Source organism: Mesorhizobium sp. M0048, from assembly GCF_040323405.1.
In the GTDB taxonomy this organism is placed as follows: Bacteria; Pseudomonadota; Alphaproteobacteria; order Rhizobiales; family Rhizobiaceae; genus Mesorhizobium.
On the sequence record NZ_JAMYUV010000005.1, the window covers coordinates 95,148 to 118,857 of the forward strand.

Annotated in this window: 25 protein-coding genes and 1 pseudogene; 10 read left to right on the forward strand and 16 right to left on the reverse strand. The window is 63.2% G+C overall.

Going from position 1 to position 23,710, the window contains the following annotated elements:
* Window positions 1–107: 107 nt before the first annotated feature.
* Window positions 108–317 (forward strand): hypothetical protein, encoded by a 210-nt coding sequence (locus tag NKJ84_RS07310; RefSeq protein WP_352505933.1) that lies wholly within the window; start codon window positions 108–110, stop codon window positions 315–317.
* Window positions 318–378: 61 nt separating this feature from the next.
* Here the strand turns inward: NKJ84_RS07310 and NKJ84_RS07315 are convergent, their stop codons facing one another.
* Window positions 379–1,359 carry a GlxA family transcriptional regulator gene (locus tag NKJ84_RS07315; RefSeq protein ID WP_352505934.1) on the reverse strand — a complete coding sequence of 327 codons (981 nt, stop codon included), beginning with the start codon at window positions 1,357–1,359 and terminating at the stop codon, window positions 379–381.
* Window positions 1,360–1,435: 76 nt separating this feature from the next.
* Between NKJ84_RS07315 and bcoG the strand changes: the two genes are divergently transcribed.
* The 7 genes from bcoG to NKJ84_RS07350 all read left to right on the forward strand — a co-directional run bounded on the left by bcoG (window position 1,436) and on the right by NKJ84_RS07350 (window position 9,180).
* The gene (bcoG, locus tag NKJ84_RS07320) at window positions 1,436–2,347 is read left to right on the forward strand and encodes a 3-dehydrocarnitine:acetyl-CoA trimethylamine transferase BcoG (protein ID WP_352505935.1); all 912 of its coding nucleotides are present in this window, start codon (window positions 1,436–1,438) and stop codon (window positions 2,345–2,347) included.
* Window positions 2,348–2,375: 28 nt separating this feature from the next.
* Complete coding sequence (locus tag NKJ84_RS07325; protein ID WP_352505936.1) at window positions 2,376–3,005, forward strand: HD domain-containing protein; 630 nt, start codon at window positions 2,376–2,378, stop codon at window positions 3,003–3,005.
* Window positions 3,002–4,075, forward strand: coding sequence for a 3-hydroxyacyl-CoA dehydrogenase NAD-binding domain-containing protein (locus tag NKJ84_RS07330; protein WP_352505937.1), 1,074 nt, complete (start codon window positions 3,002–3,004; stop codon window positions 4,073–4,075). The genes NKJ84_RS07325 and NKJ84_RS07330 overlap by 4 nt, the downstream gene beginning before the upstream one ends.
* Window positions 4,076–4,079: 4 nt before the next feature.
* Window positions 4,080–5,243 carry an acyl-CoA dehydrogenase family protein gene (locus NKJ84_RS07335; protein WP_352505938.1) on the forward strand — a complete coding sequence of 388 codons (1,164 nt, stop codon included), beginning with the start codon at window positions 4,080–4,082 and terminating at the stop codon, window positions 5,241–5,243.
* A 64-nt stretch (window positions 5,244–5,307) separates the two neighbouring features.
* A complete protein-coding gene (locus tag NKJ84_RS07340) occupies window positions 5,308–7,386 on the forward strand; it encodes an acetate--CoA ligase family protein (protein WP_352505939.1) in 2,079 nt (692 codons plus the stop codon).
* On the forward strand, window positions 7,379–8,161 hold the full coding sequence (locus NKJ84_RS07345) for a carnitinyl-CoA dehydratase (RefSeq protein ID WP_352505940.1): 783 nt from the start codon (window positions 7,379–7,381) through the stop codon (window positions 8,159–8,161). Before NKJ84_RS07340 ends, NKJ84_RS07345 begins: the two co-directional genes overlap by 8 nt.
* A gap of 77 nt (window positions 8,162–8,238) precedes the next feature.
* Window positions 8,239–9,180 (forward strand): alpha/beta hydrolase, encoded by a 942-nt coding sequence (locus NKJ84_RS07350; protein ID WP_352505941.1) that lies wholly within the window; start codon window positions 8,239–8,241, stop codon window positions 9,178–9,180.
* 46 nt (window positions 9,181–9,226) lie between these two features.
* On the opposite strand, the gene NKJ84_RS07355 is transcribed toward NKJ84_RS07350, so the two are convergent.
* The 3 genes from NKJ84_RS07355 to NKJ84_RS07365 form a co-directional block, all read right to left on the reverse strand.
* Entirely contained in the window at window positions 9,227–9,490 is a 264-nt protein-coding gene (locus NKJ84_RS07355; protein WP_352505942.1) for a hypothetical protein, read from the reverse strand.
* Window positions 9,491–9,584: 94 nt separating this feature from the next.
* Window positions 9,585–10,370 carry a DUF899 domain-containing protein gene (locus NKJ84_RS07360; protein ID WP_352505943.1) on the reverse strand — a complete coding sequence of 262 codons (786 nt, stop codon included), beginning with the start codon at window positions 10,368–10,370 and terminating at the stop codon, window positions 9,585–9,587.
* A gap of 170 nt (window positions 10,371–10,540) precedes the next feature.
* Window positions 10,541–11,095 carry an autotransporter gene (locus tag NKJ84_RS07365; protein WP_352505944.1) on the reverse strand — a complete coding sequence of 185 codons (555 nt, stop codon included), beginning with the start codon at window positions 11,093–11,095 and terminating at the stop codon, window positions 10,541–10,543.
* 99 nt (window positions 11,096–11,194) lie between these two features.
* Here NKJ84_RS07365 and NKJ84_RS07370 point away from each other — a divergent pair, with 99 nt between their 5' ends.
* Window positions 11,195–11,941 carry a GntR family transcriptional regulator gene (locus NKJ84_RS07370; RefSeq protein ID WP_352505945.1) on the forward strand — a complete coding sequence of 249 codons (747 nt, stop codon included), beginning with the start codon at window positions 11,195–11,197 and terminating at the stop codon, window positions 11,939–11,941.
* A gap of 136 nt (window positions 11,942–12,077) precedes the next feature.
* On the opposite strand, the pseudogene NKJ84_RS07375 reads toward NKJ84_RS07370, so the two are convergent.
* The 5 genes and pseudogenes from NKJ84_RS07375 to NKJ84_RS07395 form a co-directional block, all read right to left on the reverse strand.
* Window positions 12,078–12,261: pseudogene (locus NKJ84_RS07375) on the reverse strand (FAD-binding protein); the annotation flags it as partial.
* A 55-nt stretch (window positions 12,262–12,316) separates the two neighbouring features.
* The gene (locus NKJ84_RS07380) at window positions 12,317–13,303 is read right to left on the reverse strand and encodes a Gfo/Idh/MocA family protein (RefSeq protein ID WP_352505946.1); all 987 of its coding nucleotides are present in this window, start codon (window positions 13,301–13,303) and stop codon (window positions 12,317–12,319) included.
* 142 nt (window positions 13,304–13,445) lie between these two features.
* On the reverse strand, window positions 13,446–14,021 hold the full coding sequence (locus tag NKJ84_RS07385) for a YceI family protein (protein WP_352505947.1): 576 nt from the start codon (window positions 14,019–14,021) through the stop codon (window positions 13,446–13,448).
* A 68-nt stretch (window positions 14,022–14,089) separates the two neighbouring features.
* The gene (locus NKJ84_RS07390; RefSeq protein ID WP_352505948.1) at window positions 14,090–14,668 is read right to left on the reverse strand and encodes a cytochrome b; all 579 of its coding nucleotides are present in this window, start codon (window positions 14,666–14,668) and stop codon (window positions 14,090–14,092) included.
* Between the two features lie 149 nt (window positions 14,669–14,817).
* Entirely contained in the window at window positions 14,818–15,708 is an 891-nt protein-coding gene (locus NKJ84_RS07395) for a LysR family transcriptional regulator (protein ID WP_352505949.1), read from the reverse strand.
* Between the two features lie 105 nt (window positions 15,709–15,813).
* On the opposite strand from NKJ84_RS07395, the gene NKJ84_RS07400 reads away from it, so the two are divergent.
* Window positions 15,814–16,809, forward strand: a complete 996-nt coding sequence (locus NKJ84_RS07400; RefSeq protein ID WP_352505950.1) for an aldo/keto reductase — start codon at window positions 15,814–15,816, stop codon at window positions 16,807–16,809.
* A 251-nt stretch (window positions 16,810–17,060) separates the two neighbouring features.
* Here NKJ84_RS07400 and NKJ84_RS07405 read toward each other — a convergent pair whose 3' ends face one another.
* From NKJ84_RS07405 to infC, 7 genes are all read right to left on the reverse strand, one after another.
* The gene (locus tag NKJ84_RS07405) at window positions 17,061–17,663 is read right to left on the reverse strand and encodes a nucleotidyltransferase family protein (RefSeq protein ID WP_352505951.1); all 603 of its coding nucleotides are present in this window, start codon (window positions 17,661–17,663) and stop codon (window positions 17,061–17,063) included.
* Window positions 17,664–17,702: 39 nt separating this feature from the next.
* Entirely contained in the window at window positions 17,703–20,111 is a 2,409-nt protein-coding gene (gene pheT / locus NKJ84_RS07410) for a phenylalanine--tRNA ligase subunit beta (RefSeq protein ID WP_352505952.1), read from the reverse strand.
* A gap of 142 nt (window positions 20,112–20,253) precedes the next feature.
* A complete protein-coding gene (gene pheS, locus NKJ84_RS07415; protein ID WP_352505953.1) occupies window positions 20,254–21,339 on the reverse strand; it encodes a phenylalanine--tRNA ligase subunit alpha in 1,086 nt (361 codons plus the stop codon).
* 96 nt (window positions 21,340–21,435) lie between these two features.
* A complete protein-coding gene (gene rplT / locus NKJ84_RS07420) occupies window positions 21,436–21,837 on the reverse strand; it encodes a 50S ribosomal protein L20 (protein WP_006201247.1) in 402 nt (133 codons plus the stop codon).
* A gap of 37 nt (window positions 21,838–21,874) precedes the next feature.
* Window positions 21,875–22,078 (reverse strand): 50S ribosomal protein L35, encoded by a 204-nt coding sequence (gene rpmI / locus NKJ84_RS07425; protein ID WP_006201248.1) that lies wholly within the window; start codon window positions 22,076–22,078, stop codon window positions 21,875–21,877.
* 191 nt (window positions 22,079–22,269) lie between these two features.
* Window positions 22,270–22,911: a methyltransferase family protein gene (locus NKJ84_RS07430; protein ID WP_352505954.1), complete on the reverse strand. Its 642-nt coding sequence runs from the start codon at window positions 22,909–22,911 to the stop codon at window positions 22,270–22,272.
* Window positions 22,912–23,113: 202 nt separating this feature from the next.
* Window positions 23,114–23,650 (reverse strand): translation initiation factor IF-3, encoded by a 537-nt coding sequence (infC, locus tag NKJ84_RS07435; protein ID WP_023677573.1) that lies wholly within the window; start codon window positions 23,648–23,650, stop codon window positions 23,114–23,116.
* Window positions 23,651–23,710: the final 60 nt, after the last annotated feature.

Sequence of the window (23,710 nt, forward strand, 5' to 3'; positions counted from 1 at the left end):
TTGCCCGGCGCCGCCCATCAATCGCCTCGCTCTTGCCTTCAAACAGCCGTCACGAACCTCCTATAGTGTGGTTCGTGGCGGGAACGGAAAGAAGGAGGCGAAACGATATGCAGCACGAACGCGAAATCGACGCCCTGCTCTCATCTGGCGAGGCCGGATCGATCATCGACCGGCTGATGGCGCTGCCGCACCCGAAGCAAGGTGCGCTGAGTGCGAACGAATGGGATCGCGCGGTCGCCAGCCGCTTCGAGACCCATCTTGCGAGACAAATGCGCTCGCAGATCGACGGCAACAGCGACCGCCTGGACGCTGCCTGATCTACCTTTGTCTATGCATGCCGTTGTCCCAAAACCGCTACGGACTTTTGGGCGACATGCATTATCCCTGACGCAACCTGACCGGCGCTTCGCCGAACGCTCTTGAAAACGCTCTGGAAAATGCCGCGGCGGACGAAAAGCCCGTTCGCCCGGCAATATCGGCCATAGCCACGCGCGTGTCGACCACCAGCCGGCGCGCGGCGCCGAGGCGCAGCCTGAGATAATAGGCGCCGGGCGTTTCGCCGATCGACTTGCGAAAGATACTTTCCAGCGTTCGTGCCGTCACCCCGGCGCGCTTGGCCACCGCGGCTATGGTCAGCGGCTGGTCGATATGCGCTTCCATCAGCCGGATGGCTTGCGCCAACCTGGGATCGTAGCCGTCGAGACGGCCGAGCGAGACCAGCGGCTGCGCGTCGGTCGCGGCGCGCGCCTGGTCGTAGATGAAGACGCTCGCGACATCGAGCGCCACGGCCATGCCGAGCCGCGTGCGAATCAGATGCAGCATCAGGTCGAAGGTCGGCGAGGCGCCGCCGGAGGTGAACACCGGGCCGTCGATGACGTAGCGATCGGGGCGCACGTCGACGCCGGGAAAGGCCGACGAGAAATCCTCCATGTCCTCCCAGTGGGTGGTGGCGCTGCGCCCTTCCAGCAAGCCCGCGCGCGCCACCAGCCACGTACCCGCCTCGACGCCGCCGCAGGCGCGTGCCGCGCGCGCCGCCCGGCGCAGTCCGGACAGCAGGGCCGATGTGGCATAGTTCTGCGTGCCGAATCCGGCGACGACGACCAGCATGTCGGTTGTGTCAGCCGCATCGAAGCGGCCGCTGACCGCCACCGGCAGGCCGCATGTGGTAACCGGCGCCTCGCCCGTCACCGAGACCAGCCTGAAATCGAACAGCGTCTCACCGGCAATGCGGTTTGCGGCGCGCAATGGATCGACGGCTGAGGCGACGCACATGATCGATGAGCCGGAGAATACCAGCAGCGTTACCTCGAGCGGCAAACGCTCGGCCTGAAAGATCGTCGGTTTTTCGTTTTTGGTCACACGATCTTCGTAAAACGCAAAACAGTTTCCGGCAAGTCAGGCATTCTTGCCCTACGTCCTATTGGGAGAGAGTCCGATGCCGTTAGCGATGAACCGTGAGGTCTTCATTACCTGTGCCGTGACCGGGTCCGGCAGTTCGCAGGATCGCAGCCCGCATGTGCCGCGTTCGCCCAAGCAGATCGCCGATTCGGCCATCGAGGCGGCAAAGGCAGGTGCGGCGATCGTCCACTGTCATGTGCGCGATCCCGAAACCGGCAAGCCCAGGCGCGACGTACACCTTTATCGTGAAGTAACGGAGCGCATCCGCGCGGCGGATGTCGATGTGGTTTTGAACCTGACCGCCGGCATGGGCGGCGACATGGTGTTCGGCCCGCCGGAAAACCCGCTGCCGCTGAACGAAAAAGCCACCGACATGGGCGGTGCCAGCAACCGCATGGAGCACGTCCGCCAGTGCTTGCCGGAAATCTGCACGCTCGACTGCGGCACGATGAATTTCGCCGAGGCCGACTATGTCATGACCAATACGCCCGGCATGCTGCGTGCCATGGGCGGCATGATGACGGCGCTCGGCGTCAAGCCGGAGATCGAGGCTTTTGACACCGGGCATCTGTGGTTCGCCAAGCAATTGGTCGAGGAAGAAGTGCTGAAGCCGGACGCCTTGGTGCAATTATGCATGGGTGTGCCGTGGGGGGCGCCGGACGACCTCAACACCTTCATGGCGATGGTCAACAATGTGCCGTCGACCTGGAACTGGTCGGCTTTTGCCATCGGCCGCAACCAGATGGCCTACGTCGCTGCCGCGGTGCTCGCCGGCGGCAATGTCCGCGTCGGGCTGGAGGACAATCTCTGGCTCGACAAGGGCGTGCTGGCGACCAATGCGCAATTGGTCGAGCGGGCGGTCAGCATCGTGTCGAATATGGGTGCCAGGGTCATCGGCCCGGACGAAGTCCGCAAGAAGCTCAACCTGACGAAGCGCGCACCGCTTTGAACAGGGAATCGGTTGGGAGGAGCCGCCGATGAAGACCGTGAAATTCACCGCCATGAAGGACGGCGACCGCGAGGATTACGCCTTCCTCACCGAGCACGAGATCGACTACGCGGCAAAGACCGGCGAACGGCTGCTCGACGCGCTCGTCCAGCTTGATGCGGGTCTCTCGGGCTACAAGATCACCCGGCTCGGCCATTCGCTGCAAGCGGCAACGCGGGCCTGGCGCGACGGCGCCGACACCGACTGGATTGCCTGCGCCTTGCTGCACGACATCGGCGACATCTACGCGCCCTATAATCATGACGAATATGCGGCGTCGATCCTGAAACCCTTCGTTCGCGAGCAATGCACCTGGGTGGTGGAAAAGCACGGCGACTTCCAGCGCCTCTATTACGCCCATCACCTCGGCGGCAATCCGCACGCCCGCGACCGTTTCGCCGGGCACATCTACTTCGACGATTGCGATGAGTTTTGCGAACGATGGGATCAGTCGAGCTTCGATCCCGACTACGAGACATTGCCGATCGATTTCTTCCGGCCCTTCGTGCTCGAAGTGTTCGCGCGCAAGGCCTATGACGCGTCCGTGATCCGTGCCGGCGAACGCGTCGCCCTCACCGACCCCGCAACAGCCAGCACAAGAACCGGAGCTTCCGCATGAGCATCATCAACAAGGCGGCAGCCATCGGCGGCGGCGTGATCGGCGCCGGTTGGGTCGCGCGGCTGCTGCTCAACGGCATCGACGTATCGATCTTCGATCCCGACCCCGAGGCATCACGCAAGGTCGGCGAGGTGATGAAGGGAGCGCGACGCGCCTACAAGCAGATGCTGCCCGGCGGCTTGCCGAAAGAGGGCAAGCTCACCTTCGCCAAGACGATCGCCGAGGCGGTGGCCGATGCCGATTTAATCCAGGAAAGCGTGCCGGAGCGGCTCGACCTGAAGCACCGCGTGCTGGCCGAAATCGACCTTTATGCGCCGGCCAACGCAATTGTCGGCTCCTCCACTTCCGGCATCAAGCCGACCGACATGCAGGTGGCGATGAAGAAGCATCCGGAGCGGCTGGTCGTCGGCCATCCGTTCAACCCCGTCTATCTGCTGCCGCTGGTCGAGATCGTCGGCGGCGAACAGACCTTTCCCGAGGCGATCGACGTCGCCAAGGAGATGTATGCCTCGATCGGCATGAAGCCGGTGGTGATCCGCAAGGAGATCGAAGCCTTCGTCGGCGACCGCCTGCTCGAAGCGGCATGGCGCGAGGCGCTGTGGCTGGTCAAGGACGGCATCTGCACGGTCGAGGAGCTCGACGACATCATGCGCTATGGCTTCGGCCTGCGCTGGGCGCAGATGGGCATGTTCCAGGTCTATCGCGTCGCCGGCGGCGAGGCCGGCATGCGGCACTTCATGGCGCAGTTCGGCCCGTGCCTGAAATGGCCCTGGACCAAGCTGATGGACGTGCCGGAGTTCAACGACGAGCTGGTCGAGCTGATCGCGACCCAGTCGGACGACCAGGCGCACGGTCTGTCGATCCGCGATCTCGAAAAGATCCGGGACGACAATCTGGTCGCCATCATGGAGGCACTGTCGAAGCAGAACAAAGGCAAAGGCTGGGGTGCCGGCGCCTTGCATAGGGACTACACCAGGCAGTTGGCCAAGCTTGCGGCAAAGAAGCCCAGCGCCTCCAGGGCGGCCGAAAAGGCCAAGGCTGAAAAGCCGAAGAAAAAGAAGAGAGGCTGAGACCATGGATTTTGGTCTTTCGGAGGAGCAGAAGCTCATCGTCGAGACGACGCGGGCCTTCGTCGAGAACGAGCTTTACCCGCATGAGCGCGAGGTTGAACGCACCGGCGTGCTGCGCCGCGAGCTGATCGAGGAGATCAAGGCCAAGGCGATCGAAGCCGGCCTCTATGCCGCCAACATGCCAACGGAAGTCGGCGGCGCCGGGCTCGATACAGTGACCTGGCTGCTCTATGAAAAGGAACTCGGCCGCGCCAATTACGCGCTGCACTGGACCTGCGTGGCGCGGCCTTCGAACATCCTTCTCGCCGGCACGCCGGAGCAGCGCGAAAAATATCTGTTTCCCTGCATTCGCGGCGAGAAATGGGATTGCCTGGCAATGACCGAGCCGGGCGCCGGCTCCGATCTGCGCGGCATGAAGGCAACCGCCGTGCAAGACGGCGACGACTGGGTGCTGAACGGCACCAAGCATTTCATCAGCCATGCGGACCTCGCCGATTTCGCCATCGTCTTCATGGCCTCGGGTGAGGAAGAGTCTTCGCGTGGAAAACGCAAGAAGATCACCGCCTTTTTCGTCGACAAGGGCACCAAGGGTTTCACCGTGCGCGACGGCTACCGCAACGTCTCACATCGCGGCTACACCAATGCCATCCTCGAATTCGACGATTGCCGGTTGCCGGCCAGTCAGGTTCTGGGCGAGGTCCACAAAGGCTTCGACGTCGCCAATTCATGGCTTGGCGCGACGCGCCTGCAGGTCGGCGCCACCTGCCTCGGCCGCGCCGAGCGGGCGCTTGGCCACGCCGTCGAATACGCCGCGCAGCGCCAGCAGTTCGGCCAGCCGATCGGCAAATTCCAGGGCGTGTCGTTCAAGCTCGCCGACATGGCGACCGAGCTGAAGGCCGCCGACCTGATGGTGTTCGAAGCCGGCTGGAAGTACGATCAGGGTACCGTCACCGACCAGGACATGGCCATGGCCAAGCTGAAGGCCACCGAGATGCTTGCCTTCGTCGCCGACGAGGCGATCCAGATCCATGGCGGCATGGGGCTGATGGACGACCTGCCACTGGAACGCATCTGGCGCGACGCCCGCGTCGAGCGCATCTGGGAAGGCACTTCGGAAATCCAGCGACACATCATCTCGCGCGCGCTGCTGCGCCCGTTCGGGGGCTAGAGCGTGACCCCAAAAAGTGAAATCCGGTCTTTGGAAAAGATCATGCTCAGACGAAAAGATGACAATGCACAGGCTTGAACGTCTTTTGCGGCCGAAATCGATCGCTGTCTTCGGTGGTGCGCAGGCGGCGGCCGTCGTCGCGCAATCGATCAAAATGGGCTTTGCCGGCGAGATCTGGCCGGTGCATCCGACCAAGGACGAGGTCGCCGGCCGCAAGGCCTATCGCTCGGTGGCCGAATTGCCCAGTGCGCCGGATGCCGCTTTCGTCGGCGTCAACCGGCACTTGACCATCGAAGTGGTCAAGGCGCTGGCGGAGCGCGGCGCCGGCGGTGCGGTCTGCTTCGCCGCCGGCTTTCTCGAAACCGAGGCCTATGACGAAGACGGCGAGCGGCTGCAGGCCGAACTGGTCGAGGCGGCCGGCCAAATGCCGATCATCGGGCCGAACTGCTATGGGCTGATCAATTACGCCGACGGCGCGCTTTTGTGGCCCGACCAGCATGGCGGCATCAGGCTGCCGGAAGGCGGTCGCGGCGTTGCCATCATCACCCAGTCGTCGAACATCGCCATCAACATGACGATGCAGAAACGCGGCCTGCCGATCGCCTTCCTGATGACCGCCGGCAACCAGGCGCAGACCGGGCTTTCCGAAATGGCGCTCGGCCTGATCGAGGACGACCGCGTCACCGCGCTCGGCCTGCATATCGAGGCCTTCGATTCGGTAGCCGGCTTCGAAAGGCTGGCGGCACGGGCACGCGAGCTGAAGAAGCCTGTTATCGCCATGAAGGTCGGCCGCTCCGAGCAGGCGCGGCAGGCGACCGTCTCGCATACCGCGTCGCTGGCCGGCTCGGACGCGGCGTCCGGCGCTTTCCTGAGGCGGCTCGGCATCGCCCGGATCGATTCAATTCCCGCCTTCATCGAGGCGCTCAAGCTATTGCACGTCACTGGCCCCCTGCCCGGCTACCGGCTGTCATCGATGAGCTGCTCGGGCGGCGAGGCGTCGGTCATGGCCGACAGCGCCGAAGGCCGCTGGGTGACGTTTCCGCCACTCACCCCCGAGCACCGCGCGCGGGTCAAATCGACGCTCGGGCCGCTGGTCGCGGTGGCCAACCCGCTCGACTATCACACCTTCATCTGGAACAACGAACCGGCGATGACCGCCGCCTTCACCGCCATGGTGTCTGGCGGCTTCGACCTCAATATGCTGGTGCTCGACTTTCCGCGTCCCGACCGCTGCTCGGACACGGACTGGTGGGCGACGCTGCGCGCCTTCGAATCGGCGCTGAAGACCAACAGCGCGCAGGGCGCGATCGTCTCCTCGTTGCCGGAAAACCTGCCCGAGGAATACACTGCCGGCCTGATGGCGCGGGGCATGGTGCCGCTGTTCGGCATTTCCGAGGCCATGGACGCCGCCCAGGCGGCAGCCTTCATCGGCTGGGCGTGGCGCGAGCCGCAGGCGCAGCCGATCGACACTTCCGCGTCCGGCGCGCCGGCCGGCGACCATGTCACGCCGGACGAGGCCGAGGCGAAGGCGCGGCTCATCGAGGCCGGGCTCCCCGTGCCGAAGGGCGAGCGCGCCGGCAATGCGGTCGAAGCTGTGATCTCCTCGATGGCGCTCGGCTTCCCGGTGGCGCTGAAGGCTCTTGGCGTCATCCACAAGTCCGAGCTCGACGCGGTCCGGCTCAACCTCAGGGATGCCGAATCGGTCAGCACCGCCGCCCATGATCTCGGCCCGCTCGGCACCGGCCTTTATGTCGAGCGCATGGTGCGCGACGGCGTCGCCGAGCTGCTGGTCGGCTTCACTCGCGACCCGATGTTCGGCGCGGTGATGACGCTCGGCACCGGCGGCGTGCTGGTCGAGCTGTTGCGCGACAGCGTCACACTGATGCTGCCGGCGACCCGTGATGACATCGAGGCCGCTTTGCGCGGGTTGAAGCTGTTCCCGCTGCTCGACGGTTATCGCGGTCGGCCGAAGGCCGATGTCGCAGCTGCAATCGATGCGATATCGGGCATTGCTGCTTTCGTGCAGCAAAATGCCGGCGAGATCGAGGAGCTCGACATCAATCCTCTGATCGTCTGCACCGAGAGCAAGGGCGCCTGGATCGCCGACGCGCTGCTGGTGCTGGGAGAGAACAAAAATGTCTGACGTCATCACCACCCGCCGCGAGGGCACGATCCTCGAAGTCATGCTCGACCGGCCCAAGGCCAATGCCATCGACCTGAAGACGTCGCGGCTGATGGGCGAGACGTTCAAGGGGTTTCGCGACGATCCCGACCTGCGCGTCGCCATCGTCAAGACCGCCGGCGACAAGTTTTTCAGCGCCGGCTGGGACCTTAAGGCAGCGGCTGGCGGCGATGCCGTCGACGGCGACTATGGCGTCGGTGGCTTCGGCGGGCTGCAGGAATTGCGCGACCTCAACAAGCCGGTGATCGCCTGCGTCAACGGCATGGCGGTCGGCGGCGGCTTCGAGCTGGCGCTGTCCTGCGACCTCATCTACGCGTCGGACCACTCCTCCTTCGCGCTGCCCGAAATCCGCGCCGGCACGCTGGCCGATGCGGCAACGATCAAGCTGCCGAAGCGCATCCCTTATCACGTCGCCATGGACCTTTTGTTCACGGGCCGCTGGATGGATGTCGCCGAGGCGCATCGCTGGGGCCTGGTCAACGAGGTGCTGCCCAAGGAAAGACTGGAGGACCGCGTCTGGGAGATCGCCCGGCTGCTCGCCAGCGGCCCGCCGCTGGTCTTCGCCGCGATCAAGGAAACGGCCCGGGTCGCAGAATCGCTGACCTTCCAGGATGCCATGAACCGGGTGACGCGCCGGCAACTGCCGACGGTTGACGCGCTCTACGGCTCGGAGGACAATCTCGAGGGTTTTCGCGCCTTTGCCGAAAAGCGCGATCCGGTGTGGAAGGGCAGATAGTGAGTGTCCCTGGAACGACGGCGTTCCGTCCCAGAGGAGGGTGTTCAGGCGGATTCGTCACTATCCGTTCCGTTCCCATGACTAACTACAAGAAACTCATCGACGCCGAGACCTGGGCGTTCATCGAGCGGACCAATTCGTATTATCCGCCGGATACGATCGACTACACGATCGCCGAGCAGCGCGCGATCTACGACCGGATGTGCCGCGAATTCTCTGCCGGCTATCCGGATGGCGTGACGGCTGAAACCACCGCCATTGCCGCGCCAGCGCACGACGTCCCGATCCGCATTTATCGCAGCGCGGCGCCGAACGCCTCTGCGATGGTGCTCTATGTCCATGGCGGCGGCTACATCCTCGGCGGGCTCGACAGCCACGACGATGTCTGCGCCGAGCTTTGCGCCCGCACCGGCTATGAGGTGGTCTCGGTCGACTACCGGCTGGCGCCGGAACATCTGCACCCGGCCGCCTTCGACGATGCGATGGGCGCCTTCGAATGGGCCACCGCCACTTACGAATGCCCCGTCCTGCTCTGCGGCGACAGCGCCGGCGGCAATCTCGCCTGTGCCGTCAGTCATGCGACGCGTGGCCACGTGACAAAGCCGGTCGGCCAGGTGCTGATCTATCCTGGCCTTGGTGGCGATCGTTCACTCGGTTCCTATGTCACGCATGCCGAAGCGCCAATGCTGACGATGCGCGACCTGGAGTTCTATAAAAACATCCGGACTGGCGGAGTGGACGCTACAGGCGACATCACTTTGTCTCCGCTCGCCGACGCCGATTTCGCCTATCTGCCGCCTACCGTCGTGATCACCGCCGAATGCGACCCGTTGTCGTCGGACGGCGAAGCCTATCGCGACCGCGTCGTTGCCGCAGGCGGACGTGCCTGGTGGCTCGAGGAGCCGGGGCTGGTGCACGGCTATCTCAGAGCCAGGCACACGGCCGGCCGCGCCCGCTCGAGCTTTACCCGGATTGTCGATGCCGTGACGGTACTTGGGAAGGGCGAATGGATCTGGTGAGGGCTGTCCTCCTCACCGCGAAGGGCCTTTATCGGCCGCTATAGCTCTACTTGCGGCGGCGTCGGCCGGAGACCCGCCTCAACCAAGGTCCCAAATGAAAGGCGCTCATCAGCAGGTACATCGGGACCATGCCGCCCAGCGGCGACGCATCTTGCCCGGTCGAGCACATCATATCCGGCGCTCCGCCAAGAAACGTCAGCAGCGCCATGGTTGCGAAGGCCGGCGCGGCCGCAAAGGACAGCCAATCGGCTGCGCCAAGGCCGGCCGGGCTCGCATCGGCGGTGGATCCGCCTGCATGAATCTCGCTCATGGCCATAGTCCTGCATAACGAGCGGGATGCGTCGAATGAACGTGCATCCCGCTCCTCCAATTGTCCTAGCCGCATTTCCGCGACGCCAAACGTTCTATTCGGTGCGGTTCCGGAACGCGGCCTCTCCGGCGTCCGACACCTCGACCCACTTGTTGTCGGGAACGGTTTCGGCGCCATAATTGTCGTGCCAGTTCCACCACTTGTACGTCGGCGTCTGCGGATAGCCTTCGGGCGAATCCTCCCAAACCTCCTGGCGGCCGAGCGGCGACAGGTCGAGATAGCTCCATACGGTCCCCATCGCCTCGTCGCCGCGGTTGTTGATGAAGTAGGTACGGAACACGCGATCGCCATCGCGGATGAACACGTTATGGCCGTGCCACTCGTCAACGCCGAAATCGGCATCGAAGCTGTCGGTGATGGTGTACCAGGGCATCTTCCAGTCCATCCGCGCCTTCAGCCGCGCAATGTCGGCCTGCGGTGCGCGCGAGGCGTAGGCAAGCGTGGTGTCGCGGGCGTTCAGATGGGCAAGATTGCCGACCTGGTCTGCCCCCAGCGAGCAGCCGCGGCAAGCGTGATCGGGCCAGCCGAATACGCCGGGCTCGAAGAAAGCGCGGTAGACGATCAGCTGACGGCGGCCCTCGAACAGGTCGAGCAGGCTCACCTTTCCGTTGGGGCCCTCGAACGTATAGGCCTTCTCCACCGCCATCCACGGCATCCGCCGACGCTCGGCGGCCAAGGCGTCGCGAGCCCGGGTCACGGTTTTCTCCTTCACGAGCAACTGCTGGCGCGCGGCCTCCCACGCATCAGGCGAAACGACCGGTGGTGTCTTCATCGCGAGCCGCGTCGTCTGCTCGCCTGTGCCATTCTGATGTGCCGTCATTGTGCATCTCCCTTGCTGGTCTGTTGTCGCACCATTCCCGGCGCGACGTGTTGCTGATCGGTCATGAGCCAGGATAGGGGCGATAGCGGATTGGCGAGAGTGACAAGTGTGACGCGATTCCGACGGGTTCGCTGATCACGGCCAATTTCGCCGCCCCGTGACGCCTCTGCTCATTCGTGCCCGGACTGCTGAATGGGCCGTGCGCCAGCCAGGTAGCGATCATTGTCAAACGGTTCGGCCTGGTTGCTGTCCGGGCTCCACAGCTGCCGGTGGGTTCGTGTGAGATCGCCGAGATAGACATGCAGCGCACCGGATCGCGCGCTGCCCGTATTCGCAACCGCATGCACGGTATTTGACGCCATGTGCACGACGGCAGGCGCTGCGATGTCCTGCCTTTCGGGAACATCGAGTTCGCTGCCGGCAACGGGATAGATGAAGTTCGTCTCGCTGCCCTTGTAGATGCCGATCAAGGCATCCATCAGGTGGTTGTGGGGCGGGTACTGCAGGCCGGGCGACAACGTGATGTGATAGATCGTCAGGTTCGGGCTGGCATGCAAAAGAACCTCGTCGTCGTCTTCTTCGTGAGCGAGTGTTCCCGATGCGTGAAAACGGTTGATGTAATCGCCCAGGACCGTCCTTACCGCTTCGAGGGGATCTGGCCCCTTCGCGGCATTGACGATATCATCGGCAACAGCGTAGAGAGGCGAGTTGGCGGGTAAAGGCATATCAGTTATCCTCCCTGAGATGCTCAGATTTTCAACCTGAGGTGCTCACGCTAGCGAATGTCGATGCCAGCGTCAACCGGACAGCCAAACGGACAAAATATGAAAACGACGAAGTTGACCGCCGAACCGGCAAGGCCGGCCACGGTCGAGGCGACAGCACTGTCAGCCGCCGACGTCCTTCGCAGGGAACAGGCATATGAGCAGCTGAGGAACGACATCATTGCCTGCGTGCTGCGCCCGGGCGAAGCGCTGACCGAAAAACAGATCGGCGATCGATACCAGATCAAAAAGGCAACCATCCGCGCGGCGTTGGCCCGTCTGATGCAGGAAGGTCTGGTCAGGAGCGAGCCGCGCCGCGGCTACGTCGTTGCAACGCTCAGCCTGCGGGACGTCAACGAGATCTTCGATGTCCGCAGCTTGATCGAACCGGAAGTGTTCAGGGTGGCGGCATCGAACATTACCGAGCGCGGGCTGGAGGACATCGGGCTGGCAGCGAAAAAAGTGCTGAAGCCGGAGACGTTGCGTAGTCATGTTGCATTCCTGGCGGCGGATCGTGCGTTTCGTCTGGCCCTTGCGGGGCTCTCGGGAAATTTACGACTGGCGCATCTACTGGACCAGATACTCGACCAGTCGGCGCGGGTTCTCCACCTTGGGTTCAAATCCCGCGACTTCACCCAGTTGATCATCGCCCAGCAAAAGGAACTGGTTCTTGCCTGCGAGGCAGGCGACGTTTCCGGCATCGTCAAACTTGCCCGTTCGCAGTGCCTGTTTCTCAAGAAGCAGGTGCTCGAGGCTTTGCTTGCCGGTTCCAAGCTTCGGGACGTCAATTTGCAGCCCTTCGCCTAGAGCGGTTCTCCTGGAACCGGTAACCGGCTCTAACTATCTGTTTTGCCGCATTTATGCGGGCGCCGAATGATTCCATTTGGCTGCAAAATGCTCAGAGGGAAAGTTGGCCGTTCGGTGCGACCGCCACCTTGGCGCAACGGCGCCGGCGGGGCTTGTTCACCCCACCGAGGAAGATGCCGCCGAGCGACCAGAATGCCTGGCCGCCAAGCGACTGCTCCGGCTCCTGCTCGACGGCCTTTGCCGGCCGCAGTCAGTTCGGCGGCCGCGACAAAGCCGGCAAGGCCGGCGCCGACGATGATCACATCCGCATCGTCGGGCATCTATTTGGCCAAGATCTCGTCCAAAAAACCGGCCCGTTGCAGGATCACGGCCGGCCTAGACTGCCTCCCAGCCTTCCTTCTCGCCGGCGCGGAAGATGGCATCGATGACCTTCTGGTTGAGCACCGATTCTTCCAGGGTGAAGACACGATCCTTGCCACCCTGTGCCGCGCGCGCGAAGGCCTCGACTTCCAGCCGGTACTGTTGCGTGCCGGGAAAGCGGAAGACCTGCGCCTCGCTGTGGTTCTGGTTGTGCAGTTCGACGCGGTGATGGTCGTAGAGTCCGGCGTTAAACGGTGAGAACACCTCGATGAAGCCCTTCTCGCCGTGAAAGACCATCACCTGGCGTGCCGCCATCTGTGTCGACAGGTAAAACGACAACTCGAAGTCGCCGAAATCGGCGCGGATCGAGGAATAGATGTCGGTGCCGAATGTCTTGTCGCGCTCGATCGTCGCCTGGACGCGCAGTGGCTCCTTGCCGGTCGAAAAGCGCGTCGATACCGTCGGATAGACGCCGATGTCGGGCAGCGCGCCGCCGCCGAGATCGAGCTTGTTGCGCATGTTGTTGGGGTCGACATTGTAATAGGAGAACGCGCCCTGGACATGGCGCAGCCCGCCGATGGCGCCGTTGGCGATCAGCTCGCGCACCTTGATCCATTGCGGATGGTAGACGACCATGAAGGCTTCGCAGACCAGCACCTTCCTGGCATCGCGCAGCTTGATCAGTGGCGGAATGTCCTTGGCGTCGAGCGCCAGCGGCTTTTCGACCAGAACATGCTTGCCGGCCTCGATCGCCTTGGCTGTCCATTCGACATGCTGCGAGGTCGGCAGCGGAATGTAGACGCCGTCGATGTCGCTGGAGGCGAGCAGTTCCTCATAGGAGCCGAAAGCGTGGCGCGCGCCGAAGCGTTCGCCCAGCGCCCGGGCTTTCGACAGATCGCGGCTGGCGATCGCCGACAGCACGCCGTTCTCCGCCTCGACGATTGCCGGCAAAAGCTGCTCGCGGCCGATTTTGGCCGTCGACAAAACACCCCATCGGAACATCAGATTTCTCCTCTCGATTGCAGGCCTGGAGGTTTGCCTGAAATCGACGGAAAAGCCAATGCAGGAGCATGGTTCCTCGCCCCACGAAGTGGGGAGAGGAACCCAGGTCCTGCAGTGACGGTGAAACCGCAGGGAGAACCGCTCAACCTCTTCTACCCGTCAGCGTCATGTCGAATTCGACGACGTTGGAATAAATCGGCGTGCCGACATCCATGCCATAGCGCGACCGCAACACCTTGCCTGTGACGTGGAACTTTATCGTGCCCGCCTTGAGGCCGCCGAGCTCGGCCGTGAACTTTTCCTGAAAGGTCTTGCCGCGCGCCGTCAGCCGGCCGGTGACAAGGGCCGACGTGTCGCCGGTGCGTTTGACGCTGGTCGAACGGAACTGGATCTCCGGATTGTTGGTCGCGTCGAAAACCGCGTCCGAGCGGAGAAAGGCATCGATGCGACTTTGGCCGGTACCGACGCTTTCGGGGAAGATGGTGAAATTGACCTGGGACCGGCCGACATCGCTGTTGTCGATAAGGATATTGCCCTTGAAGCGGGAGAAGGCACCGTCGAGCCCGCCGCCGCCGAGCTTGGCGATGGAGAAGTGGATGCTGGAACTCCCTGGGCTGATCGCGTAGCTGCCGGCCGCCTCGCCAAGGGCAACGGCGGCGAAAACAGGCATGGCAAAACAAGCGGCGGCTGCCGCAAATCCGAAGATGCGCGCGTACATGGAAATGGTCCTCTTGGCAGGCAACGCTTTCTTGCGTCCTCGCCCCATGAACGAATGAGCCGCCCGCTCTATTCCGTCTCGCGATGTGACGAAGCCGTGATCATGCGCGTCAGCACGGTATCCCTCAGCCAGAAATGATGACGCAGCGCAGCGGCGATATGCAAAGCGACAAGTCCGATGCCGGCATAAGCGAGATACCAGTGCGTCGCTGCCCAGAAGCTTTCTGCCATGTCCGATTCACCAAGCGGCAGATTGGGCATGACGAACAGATTGAACGGCACGCTCGGGATCTCCAGCACCGAGACCGAGACCAGTGCCCAGCCGGACAGCGGCAGAGCGAGCTGAAAAGCATAAAGCGCAAGATGGACAAGCGGCGCCATGCGGCGCTCGAAAGGGCCGACTGAGCGCGGCAGCGGCGGGGCCGGTCTGCCAAGGCGCCAGGCGATGCGCAGGATGACCAGCCCAAGCAGCAGGAAACCGAAGGATTTATGCAGCTGAATCAGCTCGAAGGCGGTGCGCTGGCTGGACAGCCGCACCATGACGAAGCCGAGCACGAACTGGCCGATAAAGAGCGCCGCGATCAGCCAGTGAAGGATGATCGCTGTCCAGCCGTAGCCGGTCGGCTGGTGTTTGGGTAGTGCTGACATGGTCTGTGAACGAATGCCAGGTCGGCTTTCTTCCATCCCGGAAAGGCGGTTTCCACTTATGTTTGGAGACGACCAATTGCCGGTGCCAACGGCCGTAAGACGAGCATTCACGCCGAAATAGATTGCCCTCCGCTGTTTCGACGGTGCCACTATGTACTCACTTTGAAGAAATCGACAAAGGCCCTGAGCGCCGGCCGCATCTGGCGTCGGCTCGGATAATAGACGAAAAAACCATCGAAGGGCGGGCACCAGTCCTCCAGCACGCGAACGAGCTTGCCGGCGGCGAGCGGGTCGTGGACATAGTCCTCGAACACGAAGGCGAGCCCGGCGCCGTCAACCGCAGCATTGGCAATCAGATGGTCCTCGTCGAGGATCAATGGCCCTTGCACCGGGATTTCGATCTCCTCGCCGTTTTTCCCGAATTCCCAGCGATAGATGATGCCGCTGGAGAAGCGGAGGCGGATGCAGCGGTGAGCGGCGAGATCGCGCGGATGCTGCGGCTTGGGCCTGGTCTCGAAGTAGGATGGCGTGCCGACCACCGCGCCGCGAAGGTTCGGCCCGATGCGCACTGCGATCATGTCGCGCTGCAGGCTCTCGCCCAGCCGCACACCGGCATCGAAGCCGCCCTCGACCACATCGGTGAAGCGGTCGTCGATGACGATCTCCAGCACGATGTCGGGATAGGCAGCCGCAAAGGCGCCGAGCCTTGGCGTCAGCGCCAGGTGGGCGGCGGTGCGCGGCACGGTCAGCCTGAGATTGCCCGCCGGCCGGTCGCGCGCCTCGATCGCCGATTCCAGCGCCAGGTCGATTTCCGACAGCGCCGGCCTGAGGCGCTCGAGCAGTTGCGCGCCCTCCTCGGTCGGAGCGACGCTGCGCGTGCTGCGCGCCAGAAGGCGCACGCCGAGACGCGCTTCCAGGCTGGACACCGCGTGGCTGACCGCCGACGGCGCGATTGCCAGCTCCTTGGCGGCGCCGCGAAAACTGCCGCATTGGGCGACCGTTGCCAGCACGGCAAGCTGTGAAAGATGTGTTCGCTTCATTGATCTATTTTTGGGAACAGCTCGTGCACATAAGAGGCGATTATCGAACGCTGCGCAAGACGGTATCTCCGTGGCATCACAACCATCACAACAAGGAGACACGTGATGCAAACCCGCAAGCTCGGCAATGAACTCGACGTCTACCCAGTCGGCCTCGGCTGCATGGGGATGAGCTTTGCCTATGGTGGCCAGCCGGAGGCGGAGGCGATTGCCACGCTGCGCCACGCCGTCGAGATCGGGGTCAATTTCTTCGACACCGCCGAGGTCTATGGCCCCTACGAGAACGAGATCCTGGTCGGCAAGGCGCTGAAGCCGGTGCGTGATCGTGTGACGATCGCGACCAAATTCGGCTTCAAGATCCTCGAAGAAGGCAGCGGCACCGAGCGCATGGCCGGCGTCGACAGCCGCCCGGAGCATGTCAAGGCGGTGGCCGAAGCGTCGTTGAAGCGGCTGGATACCGAGATCATCGATCTCTACTACCAGCACCGCGTCGACCCCAGCGTGCCGATCGAGGATACGGTCGGCGCCATGGCCGAGCTGGTGCGCGAGGGCAAGGTGCGGACGCTCGGCCTGTCGGAGGCGAGTGCGGCGACCATCCGCCGGGCGCATGCCGTGCATCCGATCGCCGCGGTGCAGAGCGAATATTCGTTGTGGAGCCGCGATCCGGAGGAGGAGGTGTTTGCCGTCTGCCGCGAGCTCGGCATCGGCTTTGTCCCCTATAGCCCGCTCGGCCGCGGCCTGCTCACCGCCACGATCGCCAAGCCCGATGTTCTCGGCGCCGACGACTGGCGCCGGGGGTTGCCGCGCTTCCAGGCCGACGCCATGGCGGCCAATGCGGCGGTCGTCGCCGTGCTGGAAAAGATGGCCGCCGAGAAGGACGTGGCGCCGGCGCAGCTGGCGCTCGCCTGGGTGCTGCATCAGGGCGACTTCATTGTGCCGATCCCCGGTGCCCGCAAGATCCGACATCTCGAACAGAATACGGCGGCAGCCGATATCGTGCTGACCCCGGCCGAAGTGGCAGCCATCGGCGACGCCCTGTCGCCGGAAAAGGTGATGGGCAAGCGCTATACCGAGGAGCTGCTGGCCGTGGTCGACGGGTGAACGGCAATCGACAGTGCAATCGAAACGGGGCGTTTCGGCACCCCGTTTCGAGTGCCGCAGCGGTGCAAATAATTGGGAGAAATTGGCGCGACCTCCGTCCTGCCGGACATCTCCCCCTCAAGGAGGGAAATTGGACGTCACCTCGGCTTTCGCCAATCACCGGCGCCGGAAGGGCGGGCAGGGCGATGGAACTGCCAATCTTCCCCTTGCGGGGAAATGCCCGGCAGAGGGGGGTGCCTCGCGCCAACATTCTACCAAGGCACGACAGTAATCTCCGGCCAGCACTCCTGTGCCCGCCTGCCCTTCATTTCATGGGTCCGCTGATTATCCAGCACCCTGTTCGGCGTGATGCGGAACGAAAAAATGTCGTCGAGCCCGAACGGCGCCACCAGATCGAGGCGCCCCTCGGCATCGTAGCGCACGCCGACTGCATGCGTCTTCGACGCAAAATAGCTGACCGATTCGCTAGCGCTCATATAACGCGGGCATTCCTGCCCGAACTTGCTCGGATACCACAGATGCACCCGCGCCTGATTGCGAACCTCGACCGGCACCGTCAGCCCTTCGAAATGCGCTGCTGCACAACGAATGACCAAATCCTCGGCCTCGTAGGACAGATCGTTCTCATCGAAATAGAACAGGTCGACATCTTTGATGCCGTACCCCGAAGGCTTTCCGGTCAGATGGTTCCAAACGCTGTTGTAGAGCGCACCGGAGACGACCAGCCAGTCCGGCAGGCCTAGCCCCCGTACCCGCGACAGCGTCTCGCCGATCAGCGGATCGGCCGAGACGATATCGAGAAAGACTGGACGCTGTTCCTCGAAGGGCAGCCCCGAATAGCGCAAATGGTCCATCGCCCTTTGGACGGCGATTCGCCAGGCTCTCGCAACCCCTCAGCCGCGCAGCACGCCGCCGGTCTGCTTGTGCACGTTCTCGACGATGCGCTTGGCCAGCGCCTCGAAATCCTCATCGGTCAGCGTCTTTTCGACGGGCTGGATCGACACCTCGATGGCGATCGATTTCTTCGCCGCGCCGAGGGCGGCACCCTCGAAAACATCGAACACCGAGACGCCGGAAATCAGCTTCCTGTCTGCGGCAAGAGCGGCGCGAACGAGTGTGCCGGCTTCGACCGCCTTGTCGACGACGAAGGCGAAGTCGCGCTTGACCGCCTGGAAGGCGGACAGATCGAGCCTTGGCTTTGTCCGCGTCGGCTTGGCCTTAGGCTCAGGCACCGCATCAATGAATACTTCGAAGCCGCAGAGCGGGCCGGAGACGTCAAGCCCTTCCAGCGTCTTCGGATGGAACTCGCCAAACGTACCAAGGATTACCTTCGGCCCAAGCTTGATCGTGCCGGAGCGGCCGGGATGATACCAGGCCGGGCCGCCGGCCTCGATCTGCAGCCGCTCGACCGGCGCGCCGCAGGCTTCGAGTGCAGCGATCGCATCGGCCTTGGCATCGAAGACGCCGACGGCGCCGGCGTTGCCGGCCCAATGGCGGCCGGAGCCCTCGAGCTTGGCGGTGCCGCGCCGCACGCCGGCGGCAACGCGCCGCTGCTGGTCGGCGCCGTCGCCCTCGTAAGTGCCCGACACTTCGAACAGCGCGACATCGCCGATGCCCTTGTCGGCATTGCGTTGCGCTGCCGCGATCAGCCCCGGGAGCAGCGACGGCCGCATATCCGACATATCGGCGGCGATCGGGTTGGCAAGCTTTAGCGCCTGCTGGCCGCCGCCGAACAATTCGGCGTGTTTTGCCGGAATGAACGACCAGGTGACGGCCTCCATCATGCCGCGCACGGCAAGCGCCCGCTTGGCGGCGCGGGTGCGTATCTGCAGCACAGTCAGGATCTTGGCGTTGACCGCATCGTGCGAACCAAGCGGCTGCGGCGCGATATTGTCGACGCCATGGATGCGCATGACCTCCTCGACCAGGTCGGCCTTGCCGTCGACATCCGGCCGCCAGGACGGGACCGCTACATTGACGACATCGCCCGTGCCCTCCGGCCTGAAGCCGAGGCGGGCAAGAATGTCGAGGCTCGTCGAGCGCGGCACTTCGATGCCGGTCAGCCGCTTCACTTCCGACAAAGGGAACGAGACGATCTTCGGCCGATGGCCGGCATAGCCGACGACCTCGGTTTGCGCCGGCGTGCCGCCGCAGAAATCGAGCACCAGCTTCGTTGCCAGCTCCAGGCCGGGAACCATCATTTCCGGGTCGACGCCACGCTCGAAGCGGTAGCGTGCATCGCTGATGATGCCGAGCGTGCGGCCGGTGCGGGCGGTGGCGATCGGGTCCCAAAGCGCCGACTCGATCAGCACATCGGTGGTGTTCTCGTCACACCCGGAATGCTCGCCGCCCATGATGCCGGCGATCGATTCGATGCCGTCCTGGTCTGCGATCACGCACATCTCAGGCGTCAGCGTGTATTCGCGGCCGTCGAGCGCCAGCACCTTTTCGCCGTCACGCGCCCGGCGCACGGTGAGATTGCCGGTGACCTTCCCAGCGTCAAAAACATGCAGCGGCCGACCGCGGTCGAAGGTGACGTAATTGGTGATATCGACGAGCGCGCTGATCGGCCTCAAGCCGATGGCGAGAAGCCTTTGCTGCAGCCATTTCGGCGACGGTCCGTTCTTGACGCCGCGCACCAGGCGCAGGGCAAAGCCGGGGCAGAGCTCCGGCGCTTCGATCGTCACCTTGATCGGCGTCGCGCCTTTGCCGGGGATCGGCTCTATCGGCGCGCTCTTCAGCGTACCGAGCCCGCTCGCCGCCAAATCCCGGGCGATGCCATGGACACTGGTGGCGTCCGGCCGGTTCGGCGTCAGATTGATCTCGATCAGCGGATCGTCGAGATGGGCATAGGCGGCGAAACTGGTGCCGACCGGCGCATCGGCCGGCAGGTCGATGATGCCGTCATGCTCTTCGGATAATTCGAGCTCACGTTCGGAGCACATCATGCCGTGGCTTTCAACGCCACGGATCTTGCCGACGGTCAGCGTCACGTCGATGCCGGGGATATAGGTGCCCGGTGCCGCAAAGGCGCCGATCAGGCCGGCGCGGGCGTTCGGCGCTCCACACACGACCTGCACAGGTGGCTTGCCGTCGCCTGTGTCGACGGTCAGCACGCGAAGCCGGTCGGCATCTGGGTGCTGCACCGCCGTCACCACCTTGGCGATGACGAAGGGGGCCAGGCTCGCCCGGTCGTCGACATGCTCGACCTCGAGGCCGATCGAGGTGAGACGCTCGACGATCTCCGCCAGCGAGGCGTCGGTCTCGAGATGATCCTTGAGCCAGGAGAGGGTGAGTTTCATGACTGTGTTCCGTCTAGTCTTTGCAGGCTGACTGGTCTTTCCAGGCTGACTGGTCTGGGCACGTTGCACTTGAAGCTGTGCGGCCGCGCGTCCGACATGTGCAGGAAGGCGAGCTGCCCGCGGATTTGCTGCGGCCGGCTCGTCACGCGCTCAAGCCCCCGAACAGCGTCGGCATGTCGAGCGGCCTAAAACCGTAATGCGAAAGCCAGCGGACATCGGCGTCGAAGAAGGCGCGCAGATCCGGCATGCCGTATTTCAGCATGGCGATGCGGTCGATTCCCATGCCCCAGGCGAAGCCCTGGTATTCGTCAGGATCGAGGCCACCGTAACGGAGCACATTGGGGTGCACCATGCCGCAGCCGAGGATCTCCATCCAGTCGGAGCCTTCGCCGAAGCGCACCTCGCCCGGCCGCGAACGGTCGCACTGGATATCGACCTCGAGGCTGGGCTCGGTGAACGGGAAGAAGGACGGCCGGAAGCGCATCTTCACGCTCGGCACCTCGAAGAAGGCCTTGCAGAACTCCTCCAGCACCCACTTCATGTTGGCGACATTGGCCGATTTGTCGATCACCAGCCCCTCGACCTGATGGAACATCGGCGAGTGGGTGGCATCGGAATCCTGCCGATAAGTCTTGCCGGGTATGACGATGCGGATCGGCGGCTTCTGCATCTCCATGGTGCGGATCTGCACCGGCGAGGTGTGAGTGCGCAAAAGCTTGCGTTCGCCCTGCGCGTCCGGCTGGAAGAAGAAGGTGTCGTGCATCTCGCGCGCCGGGTGGCCTTCCGGGAAGTTCAGCGAGGTGAAGTTGTAATAGTCGGTCTCGATGTCGGGACCTTCGGCGATGGCAAAGCCGAGATCGCCGAAGATCGCCGCGATCTCGTCGATAACCTGGCTGATCGGATGGATGCGGCCGCGCTCGGCCGGCGATTGCCTGACCGGCAGCGTCACATCAACCTTCTCGGCGGCGAGACGCGCCATAATCGCCGCGTCCTTCAGCTCGGCGCGGCGAACAGAAAGCGCCTCGGTGACGCGGTTCTTGAGGCCGTTGATCGCCGGGCCCTTGACCTGGCGCTCCTCGGCGCTCATCGAGCCAAGCGTCTTCAGCATCTCGGAAACCGAGCCCTTCTTGCCGAGGGCCGAGACACGCACCGCCTCGATCGCCTGCTCGTCGGCGGCCGAGGCAATCTCGGCCATCAGGGAATGTTCCAGAGTTTCCATGTCACTCATGTTCCAGATCCGATTGGAAGCAAAGAAAAACCCGCGCCAGCCCTGCCAGCGCGGGTTTCCCAAATCAAGTGTCGAATAGCTTGGGAAGCGCTGGTCTTAAGCGACAGCGCTTTCAAAAGCATTCGGCGTGGTGTTCTTGAGATATTCGAGCGCGACCTTGGCCTTGGCCACGAGTGCGGCGAAGGCCTGCGGCTCGTGGATGGCCATATCCGACAGGATCTTGCGGTCGATCTCGATGCCAGCCTTGTTGAGACCGTCGATGAAGCGGCCGTAGGTCAGGCCATGCTCATGCGTCGCCGCATTGATGCGCTGGATCCACAGCGCGCGGAACGAACGCTTGCGATTCTTGCGGTCGCGATAGGCGTACTGTAGCGACTTTTCCACCGCCTGCTTGGCGATCCGGATGGTGTTCTTGCGACGGCCGTAAAAACCCTTGGCGGCTTTCAGGACCTTCTTGTGCTTGGCGTGCGAGGTGACGCCTCTCTTTACGCGTGCCATGTCATGATCTCCTTAAACGTTGTCCAGGCCGAATGCTCTAAAGGCCGTTCGGCAGAAAATTCTTGATGACCTTCTTGCCGTCCGGTTCAGCCAGAACCATCGTGCCGCGGGCATTTCGAATGAACTTGTTGGAACGCTTGATCATGCCGTGACGCTTGCCGGCCGCAGCCGACAGAACTTTACCCGTACCTGTGATCTTGAACCGCTTCTTGGCGGCCGACTTGGTCTTCATCTTGGGCATTTTGCTACTCCGTTTATATGCGCACCAATGCGCTTTTTGTTCGCTTCAGGCCGACCAAAGCCCGAAAAGCAAATGAAACCGCCACGGCATGCCCTGCCGGGCGGTTTTTTGGGAACGGCGGTCCTATACGTCAAAGCGGGCTGGCGCGCAACACCCCGTGCCGAGCAACACTGTACTCAGCAACACTGCACTCAAGGGAAACGGAACAGCACCGGCAATATGCCGGACTGCTGGGCGCCGTCGATCAGTTCGAAAGCCGGCAAGGCAACCAGGAAGACCAGACCGTCCAGCAGCGTGGTTCGCAGCAGGCGCGGCTTGAAGCCGCCGGTGTCGCCTTCCTGATACAGCGACAGCTTGGGAAAAAAGCGCGGCACTTTCGCCAGGTAGGCCTGGTATGGCGCGCCGAGAACCTCCTTGAGGAATTTCTCCTCGCGCAGGATAACGATGTAAAAGGCACCAGCGCAGAGCGCTGCAAAGCCGATCGTGGCGGTGATCGAGCCGATCTGTGCGCCGACACCGGCGGCAGCTAAAGTAGAGAAGACATAGAGCGGGTTGCGGGTGATCGAATAGGGGCCGCCGGTCACCACTTCGGAGGATTTGCGGCCGCCGATATAGAGCGTCGACCACAAGCGTCCGACGATGCCGAGAAAGATCAGCACGACGCCAACCATTTCGATCGTTTCATGCACAGGCGTATCGGGCGGAAAAACCGACTGCCCGAACAAAAGCATCGCGAACAGGACGACGACGACGACGGCAAGCACCATCCTGCGCGTGTGCTGGTAGCTGCCCAGCCCATATTTGGCTTCCGAATGCTTGATGTCATTGACCATGTCGGGAATCCGATCGTCGAGGGAACCAGAGCGTCTTTGCTCTCGCCGGCGATCGCAGCGTCTGGCCAAGAAAACAGGCGCCCCGCCGATCGCCGGGACGCCTTGCAACATGATTCAGGCGGATTTTATGCACGTCGCCCAAAAGTGCGCAGCGGTTTTGCGACAACGACATGCACAAAACAGAACTAAAGCGCAACGCGCTTTAGCGGGGCGCCAGCACCATCATCATCTGGCGGCCTTCGAGCTTCGGTTCGGCTTCGACCTTGGCGATGGGCGCCACTTCCTCGCGAACCTTGTTCAGAAGCTGCATGCCGAGTTCCATATGCGCCATCTCCCGACCGCGGAAGCGCAATGTCAGCTTGACCTTGTCGCCTTCCTCGAAAAAGCGCCGGACAGCCTTCATCTTGGTCTCGTAGTCGTGGCTGTCGATGTTCGGGCGCATCTTGATCTCCTTGATCTCGATGACCTTCTGGTTCTTGCGCGCCTCGGCCGCCTTCTTCTGGTTGGCGTATTTCAGCTTGCCGAGATCGAGGATCTTTACGACGGGCGGCACTGCATTGGGCGATATCTCGACCAGGTCGAGCCCAGCCTCTTCGGCGAGCAGCAATGCGTCGTTGATGGAGACATCGCCGCGGTTCTGGCCTTCGGCGTCGATTAGCTGGACCCGGGGAACCCGGATGTCACGGTTGGAGCGCGGGCCTTCCTTGGTGGGCGCCGCTGCTTTGAAAGGTCTGCGAATGGTCGTGGTCTCCTTGAGCCGTTTCGTTAAGGGGTTCTTCAGTTCAGAATTGCGAACGCG